Origin of the sequence: Streptomyces sp. NPDC005925 (genome assembly GCF_040638805.1) — a bacterium.
Classification (GTDB): domain Bacteria; phylum Actinomycetota; class Actinomycetes; order Streptomycetales; family Streptomycetaceae; genus Streptomyces.
Window position 1 is genome coordinate 425,117 of record NZ_JBEXVL010000001.1, and the last position, 16,242, is coordinate 441,358.

Below are 16,242 nucleotides of genomic sequence, written 5' to 3' on the forward strand. Positions count from 1 at the left end.
CGGCAACGTGTGAGTTCGGTGACCCAGGCGCCGTCACAGACTTCTCCGTCGGGTTCGGTGGCCGCGGTCCAAGCAGAGGCGGGAACCTTCATGACGGCATGGTGGATGGCGCCGGTGATGGTCCTGCCCCAGTACGACAGCTACCGGCCGCGTCTGGCCACCCAGGCTACGAACTCGTGGTGCCGCCGCCGGAATCGATCCGGATCAATGTGTGACGCCCGCGCCGGTACTTCTTCGGCAGCTGGGGCAGGGCGAGTTGGGCGGTGGTGATGTGGTCGGCCGCAGTGTTGCTGCCCGCGTTGCCGGGCCGCAACGGGCCAGCGACCGGCTCTCCGCTGCCGCCTGGGCCGTGGTCGACGAAGGCCGTCAGCAACTGGTAGTGGGCCCGGTCGTGGGCTACATGATCCCCTTCCATCGCCACGGCGGCGCCCCGGCCCGGCCGCGCAAGCAGTCAATGCGGTATTGCGCCTCGCGCCTCCACTCCGGCCGGCTGGCAGCGTGCTGCGCGGCGTACGTCGCCATACGCAACTCTCGTGCGCCAGCGAGGAGTTCATACCCTTCCCACTCCGTGACGTCAACGCCGTAGGTCTCGCAGAACGCGGCATACTCCTCTGCAGACACCGCGCCGGTCGTCGTGAGCTTCACCGCGGTCGACACGAGATCCCACTCCGGCGGGCCAAACGAAGCGCGCTCGAAGTCCATCAACAACGGGCCGGCCTCCGTGCGCGCTACGTTGCCGACCCATGCATCCCCGTGGACTACGCACTCGGGCAGTCCCTTCGGCCTCGAAGCCCATTGCTGCTTGAGATCTTCAAGCCGGCCGTTCAGCCACTGCCGGTCATCGTCAGAAATTGTGCTCGCTGCGTCGATGCGTTCAACCAGCCGGACGAACGGGTCTAGCTCACCCAATGGCAGGGCTGGTTTTGGCAGGTCGTGCAGTTGCTTGAGGAGCACGACGACATCGGTGACGGTTCCGATTTCGTGCGGCGGCAGCTCTTGCCAGAACGTCACCGGGTGCCCGCTGGCTGCTACCGGCTGCCGCAGGTCAAGGGCGCGTACGGCGGGCACGCCCTTAGCGGCCAGCCAGCGGGCGACCTGAACTTCGCGCGTTGCGGCGGCGGATTGGCCGGGCCGAGCGATGCGCACCACGATCCCCCCGGGCAGACGCCATATGGCGTTCTCGGCGATCCGTATCGGTTGGGCGTTGGTCGCGTCGAGGCCGGCGGCGAGGCACGCCTCCTCAAGTACGGCTTGGGTGGGCGTGGGCGAAGTGGTCACGCTTGCACCGTAGCCGCGATGCGCTCGCGCAGGTCGCTGGCCTCGGGGAGCTTCCGGTGCCGGCCTGCGAACCGGGCGAGTTCCCGCAGGTCCTCGGCGGCTCGGCAGGAGGTCAGCTTGCCGACGTCGTCCAGCGCTCGGTGGCCGAGCACGACCGCGTGCCGCGGATCGTCGCCCTTGGCCATGACCAGGGAAGCGAGTTTTGTCTCAGAGATGGCGCGCGAGCGGGCGAAAGCGTTGCCGTGTCCTTTCACCGCGATTTCAAAGCGGCGGGCCGCCTGCCCGGGGTCCTGGTCCGCGTGGACAGCGAGATCGAAGAGCGCGTGCGCGGTATCACCGTGGTGCTGGGCGTAGTCGTAGTACGCCATCCACGGCGGATCCTGTGCCGGATCTGACTGTTCGAACGCGGCGTCGGCTTCTCCGACCGCCCGCAGGGTGTTGGCCACGTCGCGCATCTTGCCGAAGGCGCGGGCCCGGGCGGTCTGCAGCATGGCACGCTCGGTCGCGGTAAGGCGGTCGGAGCGCACCAGGCCCTTCTCCGCATGGGTGAGGCCGGTGTCCGGATCTCCGACCCAGATTTCCTGCCGAGCCATGAACGAGTACGTCTTGGCGCGCAGGTGCCACTCCCCGGCTTCCTCCGCGCACTCGGCGGCCAGCCGGAAGCTGACTCGGGCATCGTCGTGGGCGTAAGCGTCGAACTGCGACGCACCGACAACAATCCCCAAGCGGGCCACAGAGGCTAGAAGTTCGGGGCGCAGTGGCCCGGGGCAAGGCACCGGCAGCAGGGAGGCACCCCACATGATGGCGCTCCGGGCGAGTTCTCGCACCGCGCCGCCGCCTCCGTACTCATTGTCCTGGCGGTGGATGACATCGGCCAGTGACTTCAACTGCCCGATCTCGCGGGGGCGGATCAGAGTCGGGATCTCCCGTGGGGCCGTTGGGGTCACAAGGTGGACGAGGTCTATCGGGGCGATGGCGGCAAGGCCGCTCGTGGCGAGGAAGGCACGACGGTCCACAGAGGCAGGGCTCCCACTTGGAGGTGTTGTACTACCTCTGCCCAGGATGCGGCCTGCATGGACCTGAACCGACGCCTCCACCCTGCCGGGGGATGCACTTTCCGTTTCGGGGCGGGGTTTTTCCGTTTGGCCGAACACCATCCCCCACGCCCTGGTGAGGACCCCGCCGGTCTCCAAGACCTCGTCCAGGCGCTCGGCCAAGTCCTCCGAGCAGGTGGCGATCCCCTTCTCGATCTTCTCAATAAGAGAGCCGCTGACCTGCACTCTTACGCCTAACTCGGAGTGTGTGAGGGGGCCGCGCTTCTTGCGCCAGGTCCGCAGTTCATAGCCGAACCAGTCGCGCGGAGACGCATCCGGAGTCAACTGCTTCTCGGGTCTTGGCATGGGCTGTTCCTCGCTCACGAAACGGAAGATCGAGGTTTCCGAATCAAGATCTGCACGCGGTCCTGTCGGCCTGGCTCAATGGTTGCTCACGGCCGCCACCCCAGTACACACCGCATCCGGCGCCGGTTGGTGAGATTTCGTCGAACGAGGGACTCCCCATGCAGGCAGACCTGTTGCTGGCTCAACAGCCCATCACGGAGGGCACTAGCTCAGCGGTCCGGACGCGCGCCGGAGCATGCGAGATCGACATCGCTCTGACAGCCGCAGCCATCTCGGGCGTGCGTGACCTCGTCAGGGCATGCCTACGTCTGTGGGGCCTGACCGAACTCGACTGGCGGGCCACTCTCGCCGTGTCCGAACTGCTGACGAACGCCTTCGAGCACGCCCGCAAGGAGCACGAGTCCTCTGTTCCAGTGAAGGTCGTTCTCACCCGAACCCCTGACGGTGTCTTCCTGTGCGTCAGTGACCCGGAGCCCCGGCTCCCGGCTCCCGTCTCGGCTGGCGACAAGGACGAATGCGGTCGCGGCCTGGTGCTGATCAAGGAGCTCAGCACCAGCTACGGCTGCTCGTCCACTGCACACGGCAAGGACGTTTGGGCCACGATCCTGCATTCCGCGTAGCCAGACCTGCCCGTCTCACAAGAGCCGCGAAAGGACCACCACGATGTGCCGGCACTCGCTGCCGTTGCCCAGGGCCGACGAAACCGATCCGAAGCTCGACGGGATTTCATCGGCGGCGACGATGCGTTCGGAGAGCCCGGGTGAGGCTTCGGTCCCGGGCCTGGCCCCCGTGCGGAACCTCTCCGGAGAGGGAACCGTTAGCGAGGACGACCGTGCCTCCGGGCCTACCCTCCTCCGTATCTCCGGAGGCAGGCCGTGATGAATGCCCGCGGCGACGCCACCGTCGAGGACTTACGGCAAGCCCGTCTACGCGCGCTCCGACGCGTCACGCCAGTAGGTCGAAAGCATCTCGCTCGGCCAGGCCGGCTGGCGGACCGTGCCTCGGGGCCCCATCTCGTGAAAGTAGGGAGCCAGGTCCACAACCGGTGTCCCGTCGACGGCGTCGAGATCCGTCACCAGGAGGTCGCGGCCTTTCACACTCAGCAACCTCGGGTAACTGATGGCCAGTTGGTTGGGGCGCCGGTGGTTCCGGTGGACGAAAGTTCCGGTCGCCGGCCACTGCGGGTTCCCCCGGGGGCTGCGAGCGTGGAGCTGGACATCCTCGGGCTGCGCCAAGTGAAAGCGCCACGTCACCGTCAGGTGGGAGAACTCTTCAATCCCCAGAAGGGTTTCGAGAGGGTACTCCTCGTTGAGTCGGATCACCGACTGGACCCCGCCTTGGAAGTCGTCCTGAACGCGGGTGTGGCCGCCGACGACCGTTGCGATCGATTCGACCTCGTACGTCGTCACCGGTACTGGTTCCTCTCCCTTGGAGATGCTGGCCCGCGAGCTGCCGCTGGACGCCACAAGCCCGTGTCGGGATCAGCCTATGGCCCGCAGCATGCTCCGTGCCCGGTGGTCCAGTTCGGCGACATGACGGCCTCCACGTTGCCGGACGGGCGAGAGGTCGCTCTGGATGCGGACGATGACGTCGCGGGCACGACCGGACTGGACGCCTGTCATGGCGTCGAGTGCTTGGTTCCAGGTGGCGCACGCCTCGTCGAGGCGGCCTTGCTGGACCTGAACGGCGCCGAGATAGCCGAGCGTGACGCTGTGGGTGCGGGCGTATTGCTGGCGCCGACGGGTGGCCACGCTGCGCTTGAAGTGGATCTCCGCGTCGAGCTGCTGGCCCATGTCGCGCAGAGCGCAGGCGGTCTCGTGGGCGAGGGAGGCTTCCTGGAAGAAGCCGACACGCGCTGGCGCCTCGTTGGTGTCGGCGCGGGCGAGGTCCCGCTCCGCGCGGCTGATGGCCGCGAGAGAGCCGACCCGGTCGCCGTCGGCCGCGAGTGCGCGAGCGTGGACGATCGCCAGAAGTGCCTTTTCACGATGGCTGGCTTGGCCGTAGCGGTCGCGGGACATCGAGGCGTCGGCCAGGGCGAGCGCCCGGCGTGGATGCCCGAGGTCCACGGCCTGGTGGGCGAGGGCGCGCAGGACATGGCCGCCGAGCGGTCCGTCTCCCGCTTCCGCCGCGATCCGGGCGGCGATGGTGAGGTAGCGCTGGGCGGTGCGGTGTTCACTGGCGTCGAACGCCATCCAGCCGGCGAGGTAGGTCATCTCTGCCACGGTCGAGTACGTGTCGCGGCGCAGCTGATCTGTGCGGAATCGACCGCCGAGCAGCGGCACTGCTTCGTCGAGCAGGTGGCTGGCAAGGGCTTTGCGGCCGGAGGCGCCGCCTCGCTGCTGGTCTCGCGCGGAGTAGTAGACCGTGAGGTCGCGGACGTCGTCGATGTCTGCTTGGGTCACCGGGCGCGGGGATGCCGGCCGGCGCTTCGCCGCTGCGGCGGGGGCGGCTGCCCACCACGAGGCTGTGGGCAGGGCGAGGCCGGCCGCGGAGTAGGCGGCGGTGGACAGCAGCTTGCGTCGGTGCATGTCGAGATCGTCGCTTCCCAGCTCGGCCAGTGCGGTCAGAGGGTCGACGCTCCAGTCGGATCCGGTGTCGGTCGTGCCTGTTGGCTCTTCTTCCAGCCCGAGGTCGGCCAGGGTGAGGTGGCGGCCGAGTCTGCGGGACAGCGTCTCGCGCAGGATATGCGGCGCTCTGCCACTCGGCTTCGTGCCGAGCACCCACATGGAGATGTGCGAGCGGGAGATCGCCTCCAGCTCACGCACTCCGCTCTCCGCGGCCACTCGAGCAACGGCAGCGGCTGCTTGTGGCTGGGACCAGCCTGCTTCGCGCAGGAGTGCGGCGAGGGCGACGTTTCGTTCACGGGCCATGGACTGCCCCTTGGGTCCGAAATGATCTTTGGCGCCTTTGGCGGCCTTCCGGTCCGCACAGGCATACCCCTCAGACGGGATTCACGGTTCGCTCAACGTAGCTGCCAGATCACTCACTTCGCACGCCAGCCGTCGGTGCCAACCGGCGATTTCGGCTCACTTTGGCTTGATCCGAACAGGAGTTGTGTCATGCGCCTTTCGCTGGTCCCTCGCGGAGGAGACATCCAGAGCGTGGGCGGGAGCGGAGAGCGAGGGTCCGTCACCGTGACGCGGGCGCCGCAGCGTGATCACGTGGTGGCCGCGTCGGAGACGGTGACGCTCGTGCTGGGCGAGGATTCACCGCTACCCGAGAGCGCTGCTGATGTGGAGGACCTCGTTCGCCGTCTGCGCGGTCACGTTGCTCAGTTGGGAGCACGAACCGCTTCGGGCACCCCCGTCCTGCTGCGCGCGCAACGGCTCTACTCGGACAGCGGCCCCGAGGGCTACATGCCCAGCCGGGTGTACCTGGTCGAGCTCGCCGAAGCGACGCAGGAACTCGTCACGCATGTGGAGCGCGGTGATCCCGGGTCCCTGCGCCCGGAGCGCAGGCGGCGTTCGTGGAAGCCCCGGATCAACATGCTGCGCTGGGGCGGTTTTCGCAGTCGCCCTCGCCTGTTTGGTCTGGGCCGCCTCGGTGACACGGACGTGACAGTAACCGGCGTCGTCATCGGCCTGATTCTCGGGCCGACGGCCTGGCTGGTCCTCCGCGGCGAGCGCGCAGACAGTCCTGTCGCGGCCAACAAGGACTCCCCGCCGACCCTGAACGACCCGACCTCACCCCGGTGACCACAGGGACCCCTCCTTCTCAGTGTTCCCGGCCGCTGTAGCGGCCCCCGATGCCCCCGGCCTGCGGGTCAATGGAGATTCATAAGCGATGGAACGTCTTCCGCGTATCGAGCAGTACGGACTGATCGGCGACATGCAGACCAGTGCCCATGTCTGCGACGACGGTTCGATCGACTGGCTGTGCCTGCCCCGCTTCGACTCGCCGGCCGTTTTCGCCGGCCTGCTCGGGACACAGAAACACGGCACCTGGCAGATCGCCCCGGCCTCGCCGCCTCCTGTCCCGTCCGGCTCCGAAACGGAAGCCAAACGCCGGTACTGCGGTGACTCACTCGTCCTCGAATCGGTGTGGCGCATCCCGACCGGTTCGGTCCGCGTCCTGGATTTCATGCCGCCACGCGACGGGGCACCTCAGGTGATCCGGATCGTAGAGGGTCTCACCGGCGAAGTGCCGATGATTTCTGCCATGCGTCCGCGGCCGGGTTACGGCAGCGTCAGCCCGTGGATCCACGAGGTCGGGGGCCGCATGGTCGCGGAGGCCGGCGCGGACGCTCTGTGGCTCGACACCTGCGTCCAGCAGGTGGAGAAGGACGGCGCTATCGTCAGCGCCTTCGCCGTCGCCGCCGGGCAGAGCGTGGCTTTCGTGCTCAGTTGGTGCCCATCCCATGCAGCCGCGCCTGACGTTCCCGACCCGGAGGTCGCACTCACCGAGACTCTCACCTTCTGGCAGGAGTGGGCGCAGGAATGCACCTACGACGGCCCCTTCCGCGAGCCCGTGATTCGTTCCTTGATCGCGCTGAAGGCGATGACCTATGGGCCGAGCGGCGGGATCGTCGCGGCGCCGACCACATCACTGCCTGAGGAGATCGGCGGCGGACGGAACTGGGACTACCGCTTCACCTGGCTGCGCGACGCCTCCACGACCCTGGCCGCGCTGCTGGGGACCGGGTACCGGCAGGAGGCGCAAGCATGGCGGCGATGGCTGTTGCGTGCGGTGGCCGGTGATCCGGAGAACCTGCAGATCATGTACGGGATCACCGGAGAGCGTGATCTGCGGGAGCGGCAGCTGGCGTGGCTGCCGGGGTACGAGGACTCGGCCCCGGTGCGAGTCGGCAACGGAGCGGCAGACCAACTGCAGCTCGATGTGTACGGCGAGGTGATCGAGACTCTGTACCTCGCGCACCAGAGCGGTGTCGCCCACTGTGCCGACACCGCTGTCCTGCACCAGCGACTCATCGAGCACCTGGCGCAGCGCTGGCAGGAGCCCGATGAGGGAATCTGGGAGATCCGCGGGGCACGCCGGCACTTCGTGCACTCCAAGGTGATGGCCTGGGTGGCGGTCGACCGCACGATCCGCCTGGCGGAAGTCGGTGCCCTCGACGTGGACCTGACCCTCTTGGTCGAACTGCGGGCCACGATCCACCACGAGGTCTGCACCAAGGGCTTCGACCCGGCGCGCAACACCTTCACCCAGTCCTACGGCTCCCAGGAACTGGACGCCGCCACGCTGCTCATCCCCCGCGTCGGTTTCCTGCCGCCGAACGACCCGCGCGTCATCGGCACCGTGGACGCGGTACGTCGTGAACTCTCCACACCGGACGGGCTCGTGTACCGGTACCCGACCCGCGGCAAGCGCACCGGAGTGGACGGCTTGGCCGGCGATGAGGGCACCTTCCTCCTTTGCAACTTCTGGCTCGTCGATGCGCTCGCCCTGACCGGCCGCCTCGGCGAGGCCCACGCCCTCTTCGAACACCTTCTCGCGCTGCGGAGCGACCTCGGGCTCCTCGCCGAGGAATACGACCCCGTCCAGCAGCGCCAGGTCGGTAATTTCCCGCAGGCATTCAGCCACATGGGCCTGATCCAAAGTGCCCGGCTCCTTCATCAGCTGGCGACGCAGTCTTCCTGCCACCGAGGCACGGTCGAGGTTCCGGCGCCTCGCTCGACCTCACCGCTCCAGACCAGCACAAGCCTGACGCCGCAGCACGCCTAGCAACCTCACCCCCCTGACGAGGATTCCCATGCCTGACAGCGCCTTCCCTGCACGGCCGGCCGCTCCCGGCCACCGCAGACGTCGGCCTCCACGGATCGACCCGATCACGCTGCACCGTGTCCGCCGCGCCGTGGCCTTGCCCGTGGTGCTTCTGGCCGCGCTGTTGAGTGCCGCCTTCACCCTCTGGTTGATGTCTGCGGTAGGTCCCGGCTGGCTCCTGACTGGCCTTGTCTGTGGGCTGGCCGGGGTCGCGCTGGTGGCGGCTCGCGGAGTGCGCACGGCCGCAGGGGCCATGCAGGCAGCGGTGGAGGAGGCCCAGGCAGCGGCGCTGACAGCGGTCGCCGAGGCAGGGGCGGCCGTCGAGAAGTCGGTGCAGTGGTCGGCGGACGAGCTGTGCCGCGGGGGACGCCCGGCGCTGCCGGACATGCAGACGCCACCGTCGGCCAGTCCGACCGTCGAGATCAACAAGGCGTTGAGTTCCCTCCAGGCGCAGGCCATCGCGTCGCTGATACGCGTGCACGACGAGTCCCAGTCCGTCGTTCTCCTGGAAGTGTTGCGCCGTCTTGCGATGCGCGAGCACGCACTGGTCGGCAAGGCGCTCCAGGCACTGAGCCAGCTGGAGATGCTGACCGACGACCCGGAGCTGCTTTCGAAGATCTTCGAGATCGATCACCTCGTGACGCGGATGCGCCGCCAGGTCGAGAGCACGGCGGTGCTGGGCGGGCAGTCCCTGCGCAGCGTGCGTCGGCCCGTCCCCGTCGCGACGGCGCTGCGCGGCGCGGTCTCCGAAGTTGTGCAGTATCCGCGTGTGGCCGTCGCGGCTGGTTCCGTGGGCGCTGAGCTGGGGCTTCCGGGACATGTGGGTCCGGACCTGACCCACCTTCTGGCCGAGCTGATCGAGAACGCCTGCGAGTGCTCCGATCCGGCAACGAAGGTGACCGTGCGAGCGCAGCGGGTTTCCAACGGGCTGGCGATCGAGGTCGAGGATCGGGCCATCCCTATGCATCCGCAGACACGCGCGCAGATGAACCACCTGCTCAAGGCCCCTGACGAGGTGGACGTCAGCGGTCAGGTACGAGCGGGACAGCTCGGCTTGCTGGTCGCCGCGAAAATCGCCCAGTCGCACGGGCTGTCCGTTCTCCTCCAGGAGAACGTGACGGGAGGCACCACCGCCCTGGTCGTCATTCCGGCACGGCTCATCGTCGCGATTCCCTCGCTCGAGGACTCGGGCGCGCTCCCCAGGAGACCCCGCCCCTCCGCGCCGCCTCGGCAAAGTGCCACGGCTCCAGCCATCCCGGCGGGCCAGGTACCACGCCCGGGCACCGCAGGGGCGCCGAGAGCCGGAGAGGCAGGTCACTCGGCTGATGCGCCCGCCCTTCCCACGCGTACGCGTCAGGCCGGCTCGTTCCGTCCACCACGCGAGCGGGAGCAAGCCCCCGTGACCGCGGCGACGCCAGGGCTCGCAGCCGCCTTCCGCAAAGGCATCCAGGCCAGCGGGACCGCTGGTTCTTCGCCCGCTTCGGCAGAGCAACCCAGGCCCTGATTTCGCCCTTCCTTCACGTTCCCGGTGGCCTGTTACATCCGCTGGCCCTTCCCCCTTCTGGAGCGATCCCTATGAGCACTCACCCCTCGATGAACAACGTGACCAGCGACGCGCCCGCATCCGAGACGACGGCAAGCGGTCAACGGGACAACATGGCCTGGCTGCTGCGTCACTTCACCTCCGAGACTCCGGGCGTCACGCACGCCGTCCTGCTGTCGCGCGACGGACTGCGGCTGCTGGACAGCGACGTCGACAAGGACTGGGCGGACGAACTGTCGGCCGCGCTCAGCGGAGTGGCCTCCCTCGCGACGAACATCACCGGCCCCAGCCACAAGAAGAGGCCGGCCAAGCAAGTCATCATCGAGCGAGACGACTGCCTGTTCTTCGTCCAGAGCGCCGGGTGCAGCGCAGCGTTCGAGGGCCATCCCGGCAACGAACGCGGTGAGGTGGACACGATCCTCGCCGTCATCGCCACCACGGACGCTGACGCGGGCACCGTCGGGTTCGAGATGGGGCGCCTCGTCCAGAAGTTCGCTCCTTACATGCAGATCCCCGTCCGCGTCGGCACGGGTGCTGAGGTCCGGTGAGCACACACGGCCGCTCGGCCGAGGAGTCGACGTTCGTGCGGACCTACACGCTGACGCGCGGGCGCACCAAGCCGCGGCATCTGCTGGGCTTGGAGACCGTGCTGAACGCCGGGTCGGGGCGGCCGGGCCCGGGGCAGGCCGCGGAGTGCGAAGAGATCCTCGCCCTGTGCCGAGAGCGCCGGCGTTCGGTGACCGAGCTGGCGGGCCGACTCGGCCGCCCCGTCACTGCCGTCAAGATCCTCGTCTCGGACCTCTTGGACGCCGACGCCCTGGTCGTCTCCGTCACCGATGCCTATGCCGCCTCCGACGCAGACGCGGATGAGCGTCCCACCACCCACCTATTGGCAGCCCTCTCTGTGGGCTTGAAGAGGAAGTGGCCCGATGCCATCGCCTACCCCCAGGCCGGATGACTCGACCGTGGCGCTGCGGAGTCCGTCGCGCCCGCAGGCCGGTGTACCGACTGTGCTGAAGATCGTGATTGCCGGGGGCTTCGGCGCGGGCAAGACCACCGCCGTTGGTGCCGTCAGTGAGATCACGCCGCTGAGCACGGAGGAGTACCTGACCGAGGCAAGCGCGGACGTGGACAGCCTGGAAGGCGTCGAGGCCAAGCAGACCACCACGGTCGCCTTCGACTTCGGCCGACTCAGCCTGCCGGACGCGCCCGTGCCCCTGGAACTGTTCCTGTTCGGCACGCCCGGCCAGGACCGGTTCGTCGACCTCTGGTACGACCTCTCCCGCGGAGCCGTCGGCGCAGTCGTCCTGGTCGACACCCGCCGCCTGGAAAGCAGCTTCACCCCCCTCAGCTTCTTCGAAGACATCGGCCTGCCCTTCGTCGTCGCAATCAACCAGTTCGACGGAGCACACCGCTACCACCCCGAACGGGTTCGCACCGCCCTCGAACTCCCCACCTCTGCGCCGGTGGTCACCTGCGATGCCCGCGACCCGAACCACGTCGCCGGCGTCCTGCTGACCCTCGTCGGCCACGCAGTGAAGAACGCATCGGCAGGCCCCGCTCGCCCAGCAGCCACTACCACTCTCCAGGACGCCTGATGTCATATCAGCCCAACGACCCCTACCTCGTGCCGCAGACCGCCCCAGCGACGCGGTCACTGCCGCGACGCATCATGCGAGACATCGCGCTTGAGCCGTCCGTCTCGGCCGACGTTGCCGTCACCGGCCCGCAGGACCAGCAGACGACCGAACTGGCGCGGCGGTATGAGCTGCTCGAGCGCCTGGGCGTGCCCACCGCTGCCAGCCAGGACTTCGACGAGCTGGCACGCGACATGGCCACGCAGGCCGGATTCCTGTACGGGTTCGTCAATCTCTTCCTGGAGGAGCAGACCTTCGTCGGGCTGCACCAGCCGCCCGCGGACAGCGGGTACGTCATCGTCGGCCGCACCATGAGCCGCGACTACGGCTGGTGCCCGGAGGTCATGGCCCGCAAAAAGGCCCTCCCGCTGCACGACGTGCACGCCAGCCCGCGCTTCAGCGGCAACCACGTGGTCGACGCAGTCGGGATCCGCTCCTACTTCGGCGCACCGCTCATCCACGACAGCGGCACCGTGCTGGGCACGGTGTGCGTCATCGACCCCGAGAAGCGGCCCCTGAGCGAGGCCCGACGGCTCAGAGACATCGTCATCAACGCCGGCGCCCAGGTGATGGACCACATCGCCCACGCGCCCGTCCGCTAGGCCGTTCCACCACCCCCACCCGGGAGCCGCAGGCGTTCCCCGGCCGCTCCACTGTGCGACCTTCCCCCAGGGAGAGGGAGACGACCATGCCCGCCATACCCACTGCTCCGCCACCGGCGCTGCGTCCCTACCTCACCGCCCGCCACGAACTGCTGTGGGACGAGGCGGACGCCTTCGCGGAAGAGCACATCGCGCCGCGTGCTGCACGTATGGAGGCCGCTCCGGGCAGGGTGGAGCGCAAGGTCGCCGATCTGATGGCCGCACGCGGCTGGTTCGCCGTCACCGTCCCGGCCGTCTTCGGCGGTCTTGGCGCCGGCCATGTGGCCAAGACGGTCCTGGTCCACCGCGTCGCCTGCATGTCGGCGGCTGCCGCGGCCATCCTGCAGGCCACCCTGATCCCCGTCGGCGGGTTGTTGCACTTCGCCACTTATGAACAGAAGGGCCGCTGGCTGCCGCAGGTGGCGGACGGGTCACTTCTTTTGTCGATCGCCGTGACCGAACCGCGGGCCGGCGGACACATCGGCGGCATCGAAACCACCGCCGAACGCGTTGGCAATCAATGGGTGATCACCGGCAGTAAGGTCCACATCGGCAACAGCCATCTCGCGGGAGCCCACCTCGTCGTCGCCCGAACCGCCGAGGCGGGCGTAAGTACTTCCCAGGCGCTGACCGCGTTCATGGTCGAATCCGACCGACCCGGGCTCTCGGTTTCCGACCACCGTCCCGGCCTCGGCCTGCACGGCTTCTCCGCCGGCCGCCTCGACCTCGACCACGTCCGCGTCCCCGAGGACAACGTGGTCGGAGAGATCGGCCAGGGGCTGAGCGTGGCCCAGAGCAGCAGCATCCTGTACGGCCGTCCCAACCTGGCAGCGCTCAGCCTCGGGATCCACGAGGCGGTCGTGACCACCACGACTGCCCGCCTCAAGGCGCGCGCCCGCTACCGGGGCGCCCTGTCCGATCTGCCGGTCCTGCGGGACCGCATCGGTGACATGGAAGCCCGCCTGCGCGCCGGACGAATCCTGGCCTACCAGTCCGTGCACCTCCTCGACCAGGGCCTGCCCTGCGACGCCGACCTGATCAACGCCAAGTATCTCGGCCACCAGTGGGCCATGAAGTCCACCCAGGACGCCATGGAACTGCACGGCGCCCACGCCCTCGACCGCGACTACGTCCTCCAGCGCCTGTGGCGCGACATCCAGCACACCTACCCACCGGCCGGAACCGGCGAAGTCCAGCGCATACGCCTCGCCGACGCCGCCTTCGACGAGGACCACATCCAGTGGTCCGAACGCATCGCCGCCGAAGCGGCCTGGGCACGCCCCGACCCCACCGCCGCATGAGCCCCCGTGCGCGGCACCCCGTAAATCCAAACTGCCGCGCACGGGCCCATGTCGTCGGCCCCCGGTCCCCCGCGGGGGCCGGCGGCACCCCTTCCGGTGACCGTCCACCCAGCCGAGAAAGAGACACCCGTGACCCCGCCCGTGACGACCAGCGCACCGATCACCCCCCGAGAGATCGCCACTAGGACAGGGCTGTCGGCCGTTACCGTCCGCCAGTACGTCCGCGACATCCGGGAGAGCCTCCACTGCCCGCCCCGCTGCAAGCCCCCGGTGATCGTGCACCGCCTGTTCGCCGCCCAGCAGGTCGTCCCACCCACAACGGACAGGCCAACGCCCAAGCTCAGCCCGGAGGAGCAACTGCTGCTGCAGGCCGTCGCTGAGCACAGCAACCCCCACGACATCGCCGTCGCCGCCAAGATCGCCCCCGCCGACGTCCGAGCGGCACACGACGAACTGCTCGACAAGACCGGGGCGGCCAACACCACCCAGCTCGTCGTCCTTGCCCACGCGTGGGGCCTGCTGGGCACCAAGCCAGCCACCACGACGGGGAGCGGAGCGAGCCAGTGAACGCGTCACCCGTTTCTGTGGCCACCGAGCCCTCCCACGCCTCCCTGCACCGGCGCTCGACAGCGTTACCGGCCGTGTACGAGATGCGGACACTGTGCACCGACGCCGAACGAGACGAGGCAGCCGCACTCGTCCAGGACCGTCAACGCTGGCTCAGCACGCGCAGTCTCCCGGTGCCCGCCCAAGCCGACATCCCGGCCATCTTCCGCAACCCGCAGACGAGGCCGGCCGGCCTGTTCGAGGACGGGAAGCTGCTGGCCTGCATGATCCCCGAACGCGACCCCGGCCTCCGATGGGGCCAAGGCCCGTGCCTCTACCTGGGCTGCAGCCACACCCTGCCCGACCAGCCCGACGACATCACCCGGCTGGTCACCCTCTGGGCATCCGACTTCGCCGCCCGGCTCGACCTCCGGCTCGTACGGACCGAGACCCTGGCCCGCCACGCCCTCGACGCCGAGCCCGTCGCCGCCCTTCTGCATCGGCTCACCGGCATGGGCTGGGATGTACAGGGCTCCGGCCGAGGACGAGAAGGCGACCGAGTCGCCCGTCTCGAACTCGCCGCAGAATCCCGGCCCGGGCTGAGCGCGCTGATCGGCTGCCGCGTCCACGAGCCGCAGGCCGCCCCGAGTGATCGGAGCAGCGCATGACGACCGCCGGACCCCAACGGCCCGACCTCGCCCGCGAGCTGATCGCCCGCGCGCAGGCGTCCGCCGCGTGCCGGGCCCAACGAGTGCGCAACCAGCTCGATGCCGTCCAACTCGGCCAGGGCCGTCACGCTGATCACGCCAACACCAACGTGCTGCGCCGCATCCTGAGCGAACACGACTGGCCCGGCCACCTCCTCGTGGGCCCCACTGCCGCCCGCGCCGCTTGGAGCATCGCCCTGCACAGCGACTACGAGCCCGACTCCCAGCGCGCCGCCACGACTTTGCTGCAGCGCGCGGTTCAGGCCGGCGACGCGCTCATCCAGCACTGGGCACACCTGCACGACCGCGCCCTCGTCAACAACGGGCACGCCCAGGAGTACGGAACCCAACTCCTCCTCCGAGCCGACGGCATCGAAGTATGCCCGCTGCGCGCCCCGGAATCGCTGGACGAGCTTCGGGCCAGCGTAGGGCTGCCACCCCTCGCCGTCGCCCTGAAAACGGTGCATCGCCGATACACCCCGGATCACCGTGCCGAGAACGCCCTGACCGTCGCGTTTCCGGAGGCCGCGTGAGCGGAGCCGCTACATCTCCACCAGCCAGACACCTGTCCACAACCTCGCCCTACGAAAGGACCATTCACGCTATGAAGCTCACCTCCGCCGTCCTAGCCGCCGGTGCTGCCCTCTCCCTCACCACCGCCGTGTTCGGAATGGCCCGGCTCAGGCAGAACGCACGACACCAGGTTGAGCACAACGAGGCGGTCCTCGCCCGGAACCAGCTCGACTGGCTGGCGCAGATGTCCACCAACGCCGACCTCGCCAAACTCTGGGCACCTGAGGACATGGATGTCGAGGAGTACATGCAGCTGCTGCATGCCAACCAGCAGATCTGCACCCTCAGCCTGCGTGACCGCCTCGGCTTCGTCCGTAACGGTCAACTGCCGTTCTATGCCTCGATGCTGATGGAAAGCGACGTCTGTCGACGGTACTGGAACCGTTTCGGCGATCTCCGCGCTCAGGAGGCCGAGGGCGACGAGCGGGCCGAGCACTTCACCCGCGTGCTGGACCAGGCCGCGAAGAACCACCCGCAGGCGCAGCCCGCAGGAGCCTGACGACACCACACACCGACCCCCAGATGCGCGACCGCTGAGGCTACTTCGGCTGCGACCGCCGTCTGGTAGCAGACCCCGGGGCCCGACCGGACCTCGGCATCCCGCACCATCCACCACTCCTAGGAGGCACGCATGACCGCCATCCAGGCCGAGAGGCCGACCGCTCCCGCACAGGCCGACCTCGCGAAGACCGACGACGACCCGTTCGGGCTCGACATCTCCTTCATCGAGGGCACGCCGGCGACCGAGACGGTCCTGATGTGCAGCACGGGCGACACCTGCGGCAGCTCCTGCCCCAGCGCCTGCACCACCTCGTAAGCCGGACCATCCCGGCAGCGCGGGCCGGACGGGGCTCTCCCCGTCCGGCCCGCCCCGCCCGCCACGCAGAAGATGAGG

At 68.7% G+C, this 16,242-nt stretch carries 18 protein-coding genes and 1 pseudogene; 14 read left to right on the forward strand and 5 right to left on the reverse strand.

Annotation, left to right across the window (positions count from 1 at the left end):
- Positions 1–8 precede the first annotated feature (8 nt).
- The 3 genes and pseudogenes from ABZ354_RS01775 to ABZ354_RS01785 form a co-directional block, all read right to left on the reverse strand.
- A pseudogene (locus ABZ354_RS01775) lies at positions 9–370 on the reverse strand (transposase); the annotation flags it as partial.
- A gap of 26 nt (positions 371–396) precedes the next feature.
- Positions 397–1,278: an aminoglycoside phosphotransferase family protein gene (locus ABZ354_RS01780; RefSeq protein WP_358651828.1), complete on the reverse strand. Its 882-nt coding sequence runs from the start codon at positions 1,276–1,278 to the stop codon at positions 397–399.
- Positions 1,275–2,696, reverse strand: coding sequence for a helix-turn-helix transcriptional regulator (locus ABZ354_RS01785; protein WP_358651830.1), 1,422 nt, complete (start codon positions 2,694–2,696; stop codon positions 1,275–1,277). The genes ABZ354_RS01780 and ABZ354_RS01785 overlap by 4 nt, the downstream gene beginning before the upstream one ends.
- A 260-nt stretch (positions 2,697–2,956) precedes the next feature.
- On the opposite strand from ABZ354_RS01785, the gene ABZ354_RS01790 reads away from it, so the two are divergent.
- On the forward strand, positions 2,957–3,298 hold the full coding sequence (locus ABZ354_RS01790) for an ATP-binding protein (protein WP_358651832.1): 342 nt from the start codon (positions 2,957–2,959) through the stop codon (positions 3,296–3,298).
- A gap of 306 nt (positions 3,299–3,604) precedes the next feature.
- Here ABZ354_RS01790 and ABZ354_RS01795 read toward each other — a convergent pair whose 3' ends face one another.
- Together ABZ354_RS01795 and ABZ354_RS01800 are read right to left on the reverse strand one after the other, a co-directional pair.
- The gene (locus ABZ354_RS01795; protein WP_358651834.1) at positions 3,605–4,087 is read right to left on the reverse strand and encodes an SAM-dependent methyltransferase; all 483 of its coding nucleotides are present in this window, start codon (positions 4,085–4,087) and stop codon (positions 3,605–3,607) included.
- 72 nt (positions 4,088–4,159) lie between these two features.
- Complete coding sequence (locus ABZ354_RS01800; RefSeq protein ID WP_358651836.1) at positions 4,160–5,548, reverse strand: Tat pathway signal protein; 1,389 nt, start codon at positions 5,546–5,548, stop codon at positions 4,160–4,162.
- 189 nt (positions 5,549–5,737) lie between these two features.
- Here ABZ354_RS01800 and ABZ354_RS01805 point away from each other — a divergent pair, with 189 nt between their 5' ends.
- From ABZ354_RS01805 to ABZ354_RS01865, 13 genes are all read left to right on the forward strand, one after another.
- Positions 5,738–6,373 carry a DUF6415 family natural product biosynthesis protein gene (locus tag ABZ354_RS01805; protein ID WP_358651838.1) on the forward strand — a complete coding sequence of 212 codons (636 nt, stop codon included), beginning with the start codon at positions 5,738–5,740 and terminating at the stop codon, positions 6,371–6,373.
- 88 nt (positions 6,374–6,461) lie between these two features.
- On the forward strand, positions 6,462–8,360 hold the full coding sequence (locus ABZ354_RS01810) for a glycoside hydrolase family 15 protein (protein ID WP_358651840.1): 1,899 nt from the start codon (positions 6,462–6,464) through the stop codon (positions 8,358–8,360).
- A gap of 28 nt (positions 8,361–8,388) precedes the next feature.
- Positions 8,389–9,903: an ATP-binding protein gene (locus ABZ354_RS01815; protein WP_358651842.1), complete on the forward strand. Its 1,515-nt coding sequence runs from the start codon at positions 8,389–8,391 to the stop codon at positions 9,901–9,903.
- A 71-nt stretch (positions 9,904–9,974) separates the two neighbouring features.
- Positions 9,975–10,490, forward strand: a complete 516-nt coding sequence (locus tag ABZ354_RS01820) for a roadblock/LC7 domain-containing protein (protein WP_358651844.1) — start codon at positions 9,975–9,977, stop codon at positions 10,488–10,490.
- Entirely contained in the window at positions 10,487–10,900 is a 414-nt protein-coding gene (locus tag ABZ354_RS01825; protein WP_358651846.1) for a DUF742 domain-containing protein, read from the forward strand. The genes ABZ354_RS01820 and ABZ354_RS01825 overlap by 4 nt, the downstream gene beginning before the upstream one ends.
- 52 nt (positions 10,901–10,952) lie before the next feature.
- Positions 10,953–11,540 (forward strand): ATP/GTP-binding protein, encoded by a 588-nt coding sequence (locus ABZ354_RS01830; protein ID WP_358651848.1) that lies wholly within the window; start codon positions 10,953–10,955, stop codon positions 11,538–11,540.
- Positions 11,540–12,181: a GAF domain-containing protein gene (locus ABZ354_RS01835; protein ID WP_358651850.1), complete on the forward strand. Its 642-nt coding sequence runs from the start codon at positions 11,540–11,542 to the stop codon at positions 12,179–12,181. Before ABZ354_RS01830 ends, ABZ354_RS01835 begins: the two co-directional genes overlap by 1 nt.
- A gap of 86 nt (positions 12,182–12,267) precedes the next feature.
- Entirely contained in the window at positions 12,268–13,521 is a 1,254-nt protein-coding gene (locus ABZ354_RS01840) for an acyl-CoA dehydrogenase (protein WP_358651852.1), read from the forward strand.
- Between the two features lie 129 nt (positions 13,522–13,650).
- Positions 13,651–14,088, forward strand: a complete 438-nt coding sequence (locus ABZ354_RS01845; RefSeq protein ID WP_358651854.1) for a DNA-binding protein — start codon at positions 13,651–13,653, stop codon at positions 14,086–14,088.
- The gene (locus ABZ354_RS01850; protein ID WP_358651856.1) at positions 14,085–14,735 is read left to right on the forward strand and encodes a hypothetical protein; all 651 of its coding nucleotides are present in this window, start codon (positions 14,085–14,087) and stop codon (positions 14,733–14,735) included. Before ABZ354_RS01845 ends, ABZ354_RS01850 begins: the two co-directional genes overlap by 4 nt.
- Positions 14,732–15,307, forward strand: a complete 576-nt coding sequence (locus ABZ354_RS01855; protein ID WP_358651858.1) for a DUF6624 domain-containing protein — start codon at positions 14,732–14,734, stop codon at positions 15,305–15,307. The genes ABZ354_RS01850 and ABZ354_RS01855 overlap by 4 nt, the downstream gene beginning before the upstream one ends.
- A gap of 71 nt (positions 15,308–15,378) precedes the next feature.
- The gene (locus ABZ354_RS01860; protein ID WP_358651860.1) at positions 15,379–15,846 is read left to right on the forward strand and encodes a DUF6082 family protein; all 468 of its coding nucleotides are present in this window, start codon (positions 15,379–15,381) and stop codon (positions 15,844–15,846) included.
- A gap of 132 nt (positions 15,847–15,978) precedes the next feature.
- Positions 15,979–16,164, forward strand: a complete 186-nt coding sequence (locus ABZ354_RS01865) for an FxLD family lanthipeptide (RefSeq protein ID WP_358651862.1) — start codon at positions 15,979–15,981, stop codon at positions 16,162–16,164.
- Positions 16,165–16,242 lie beyond the last annotated feature (78 nt).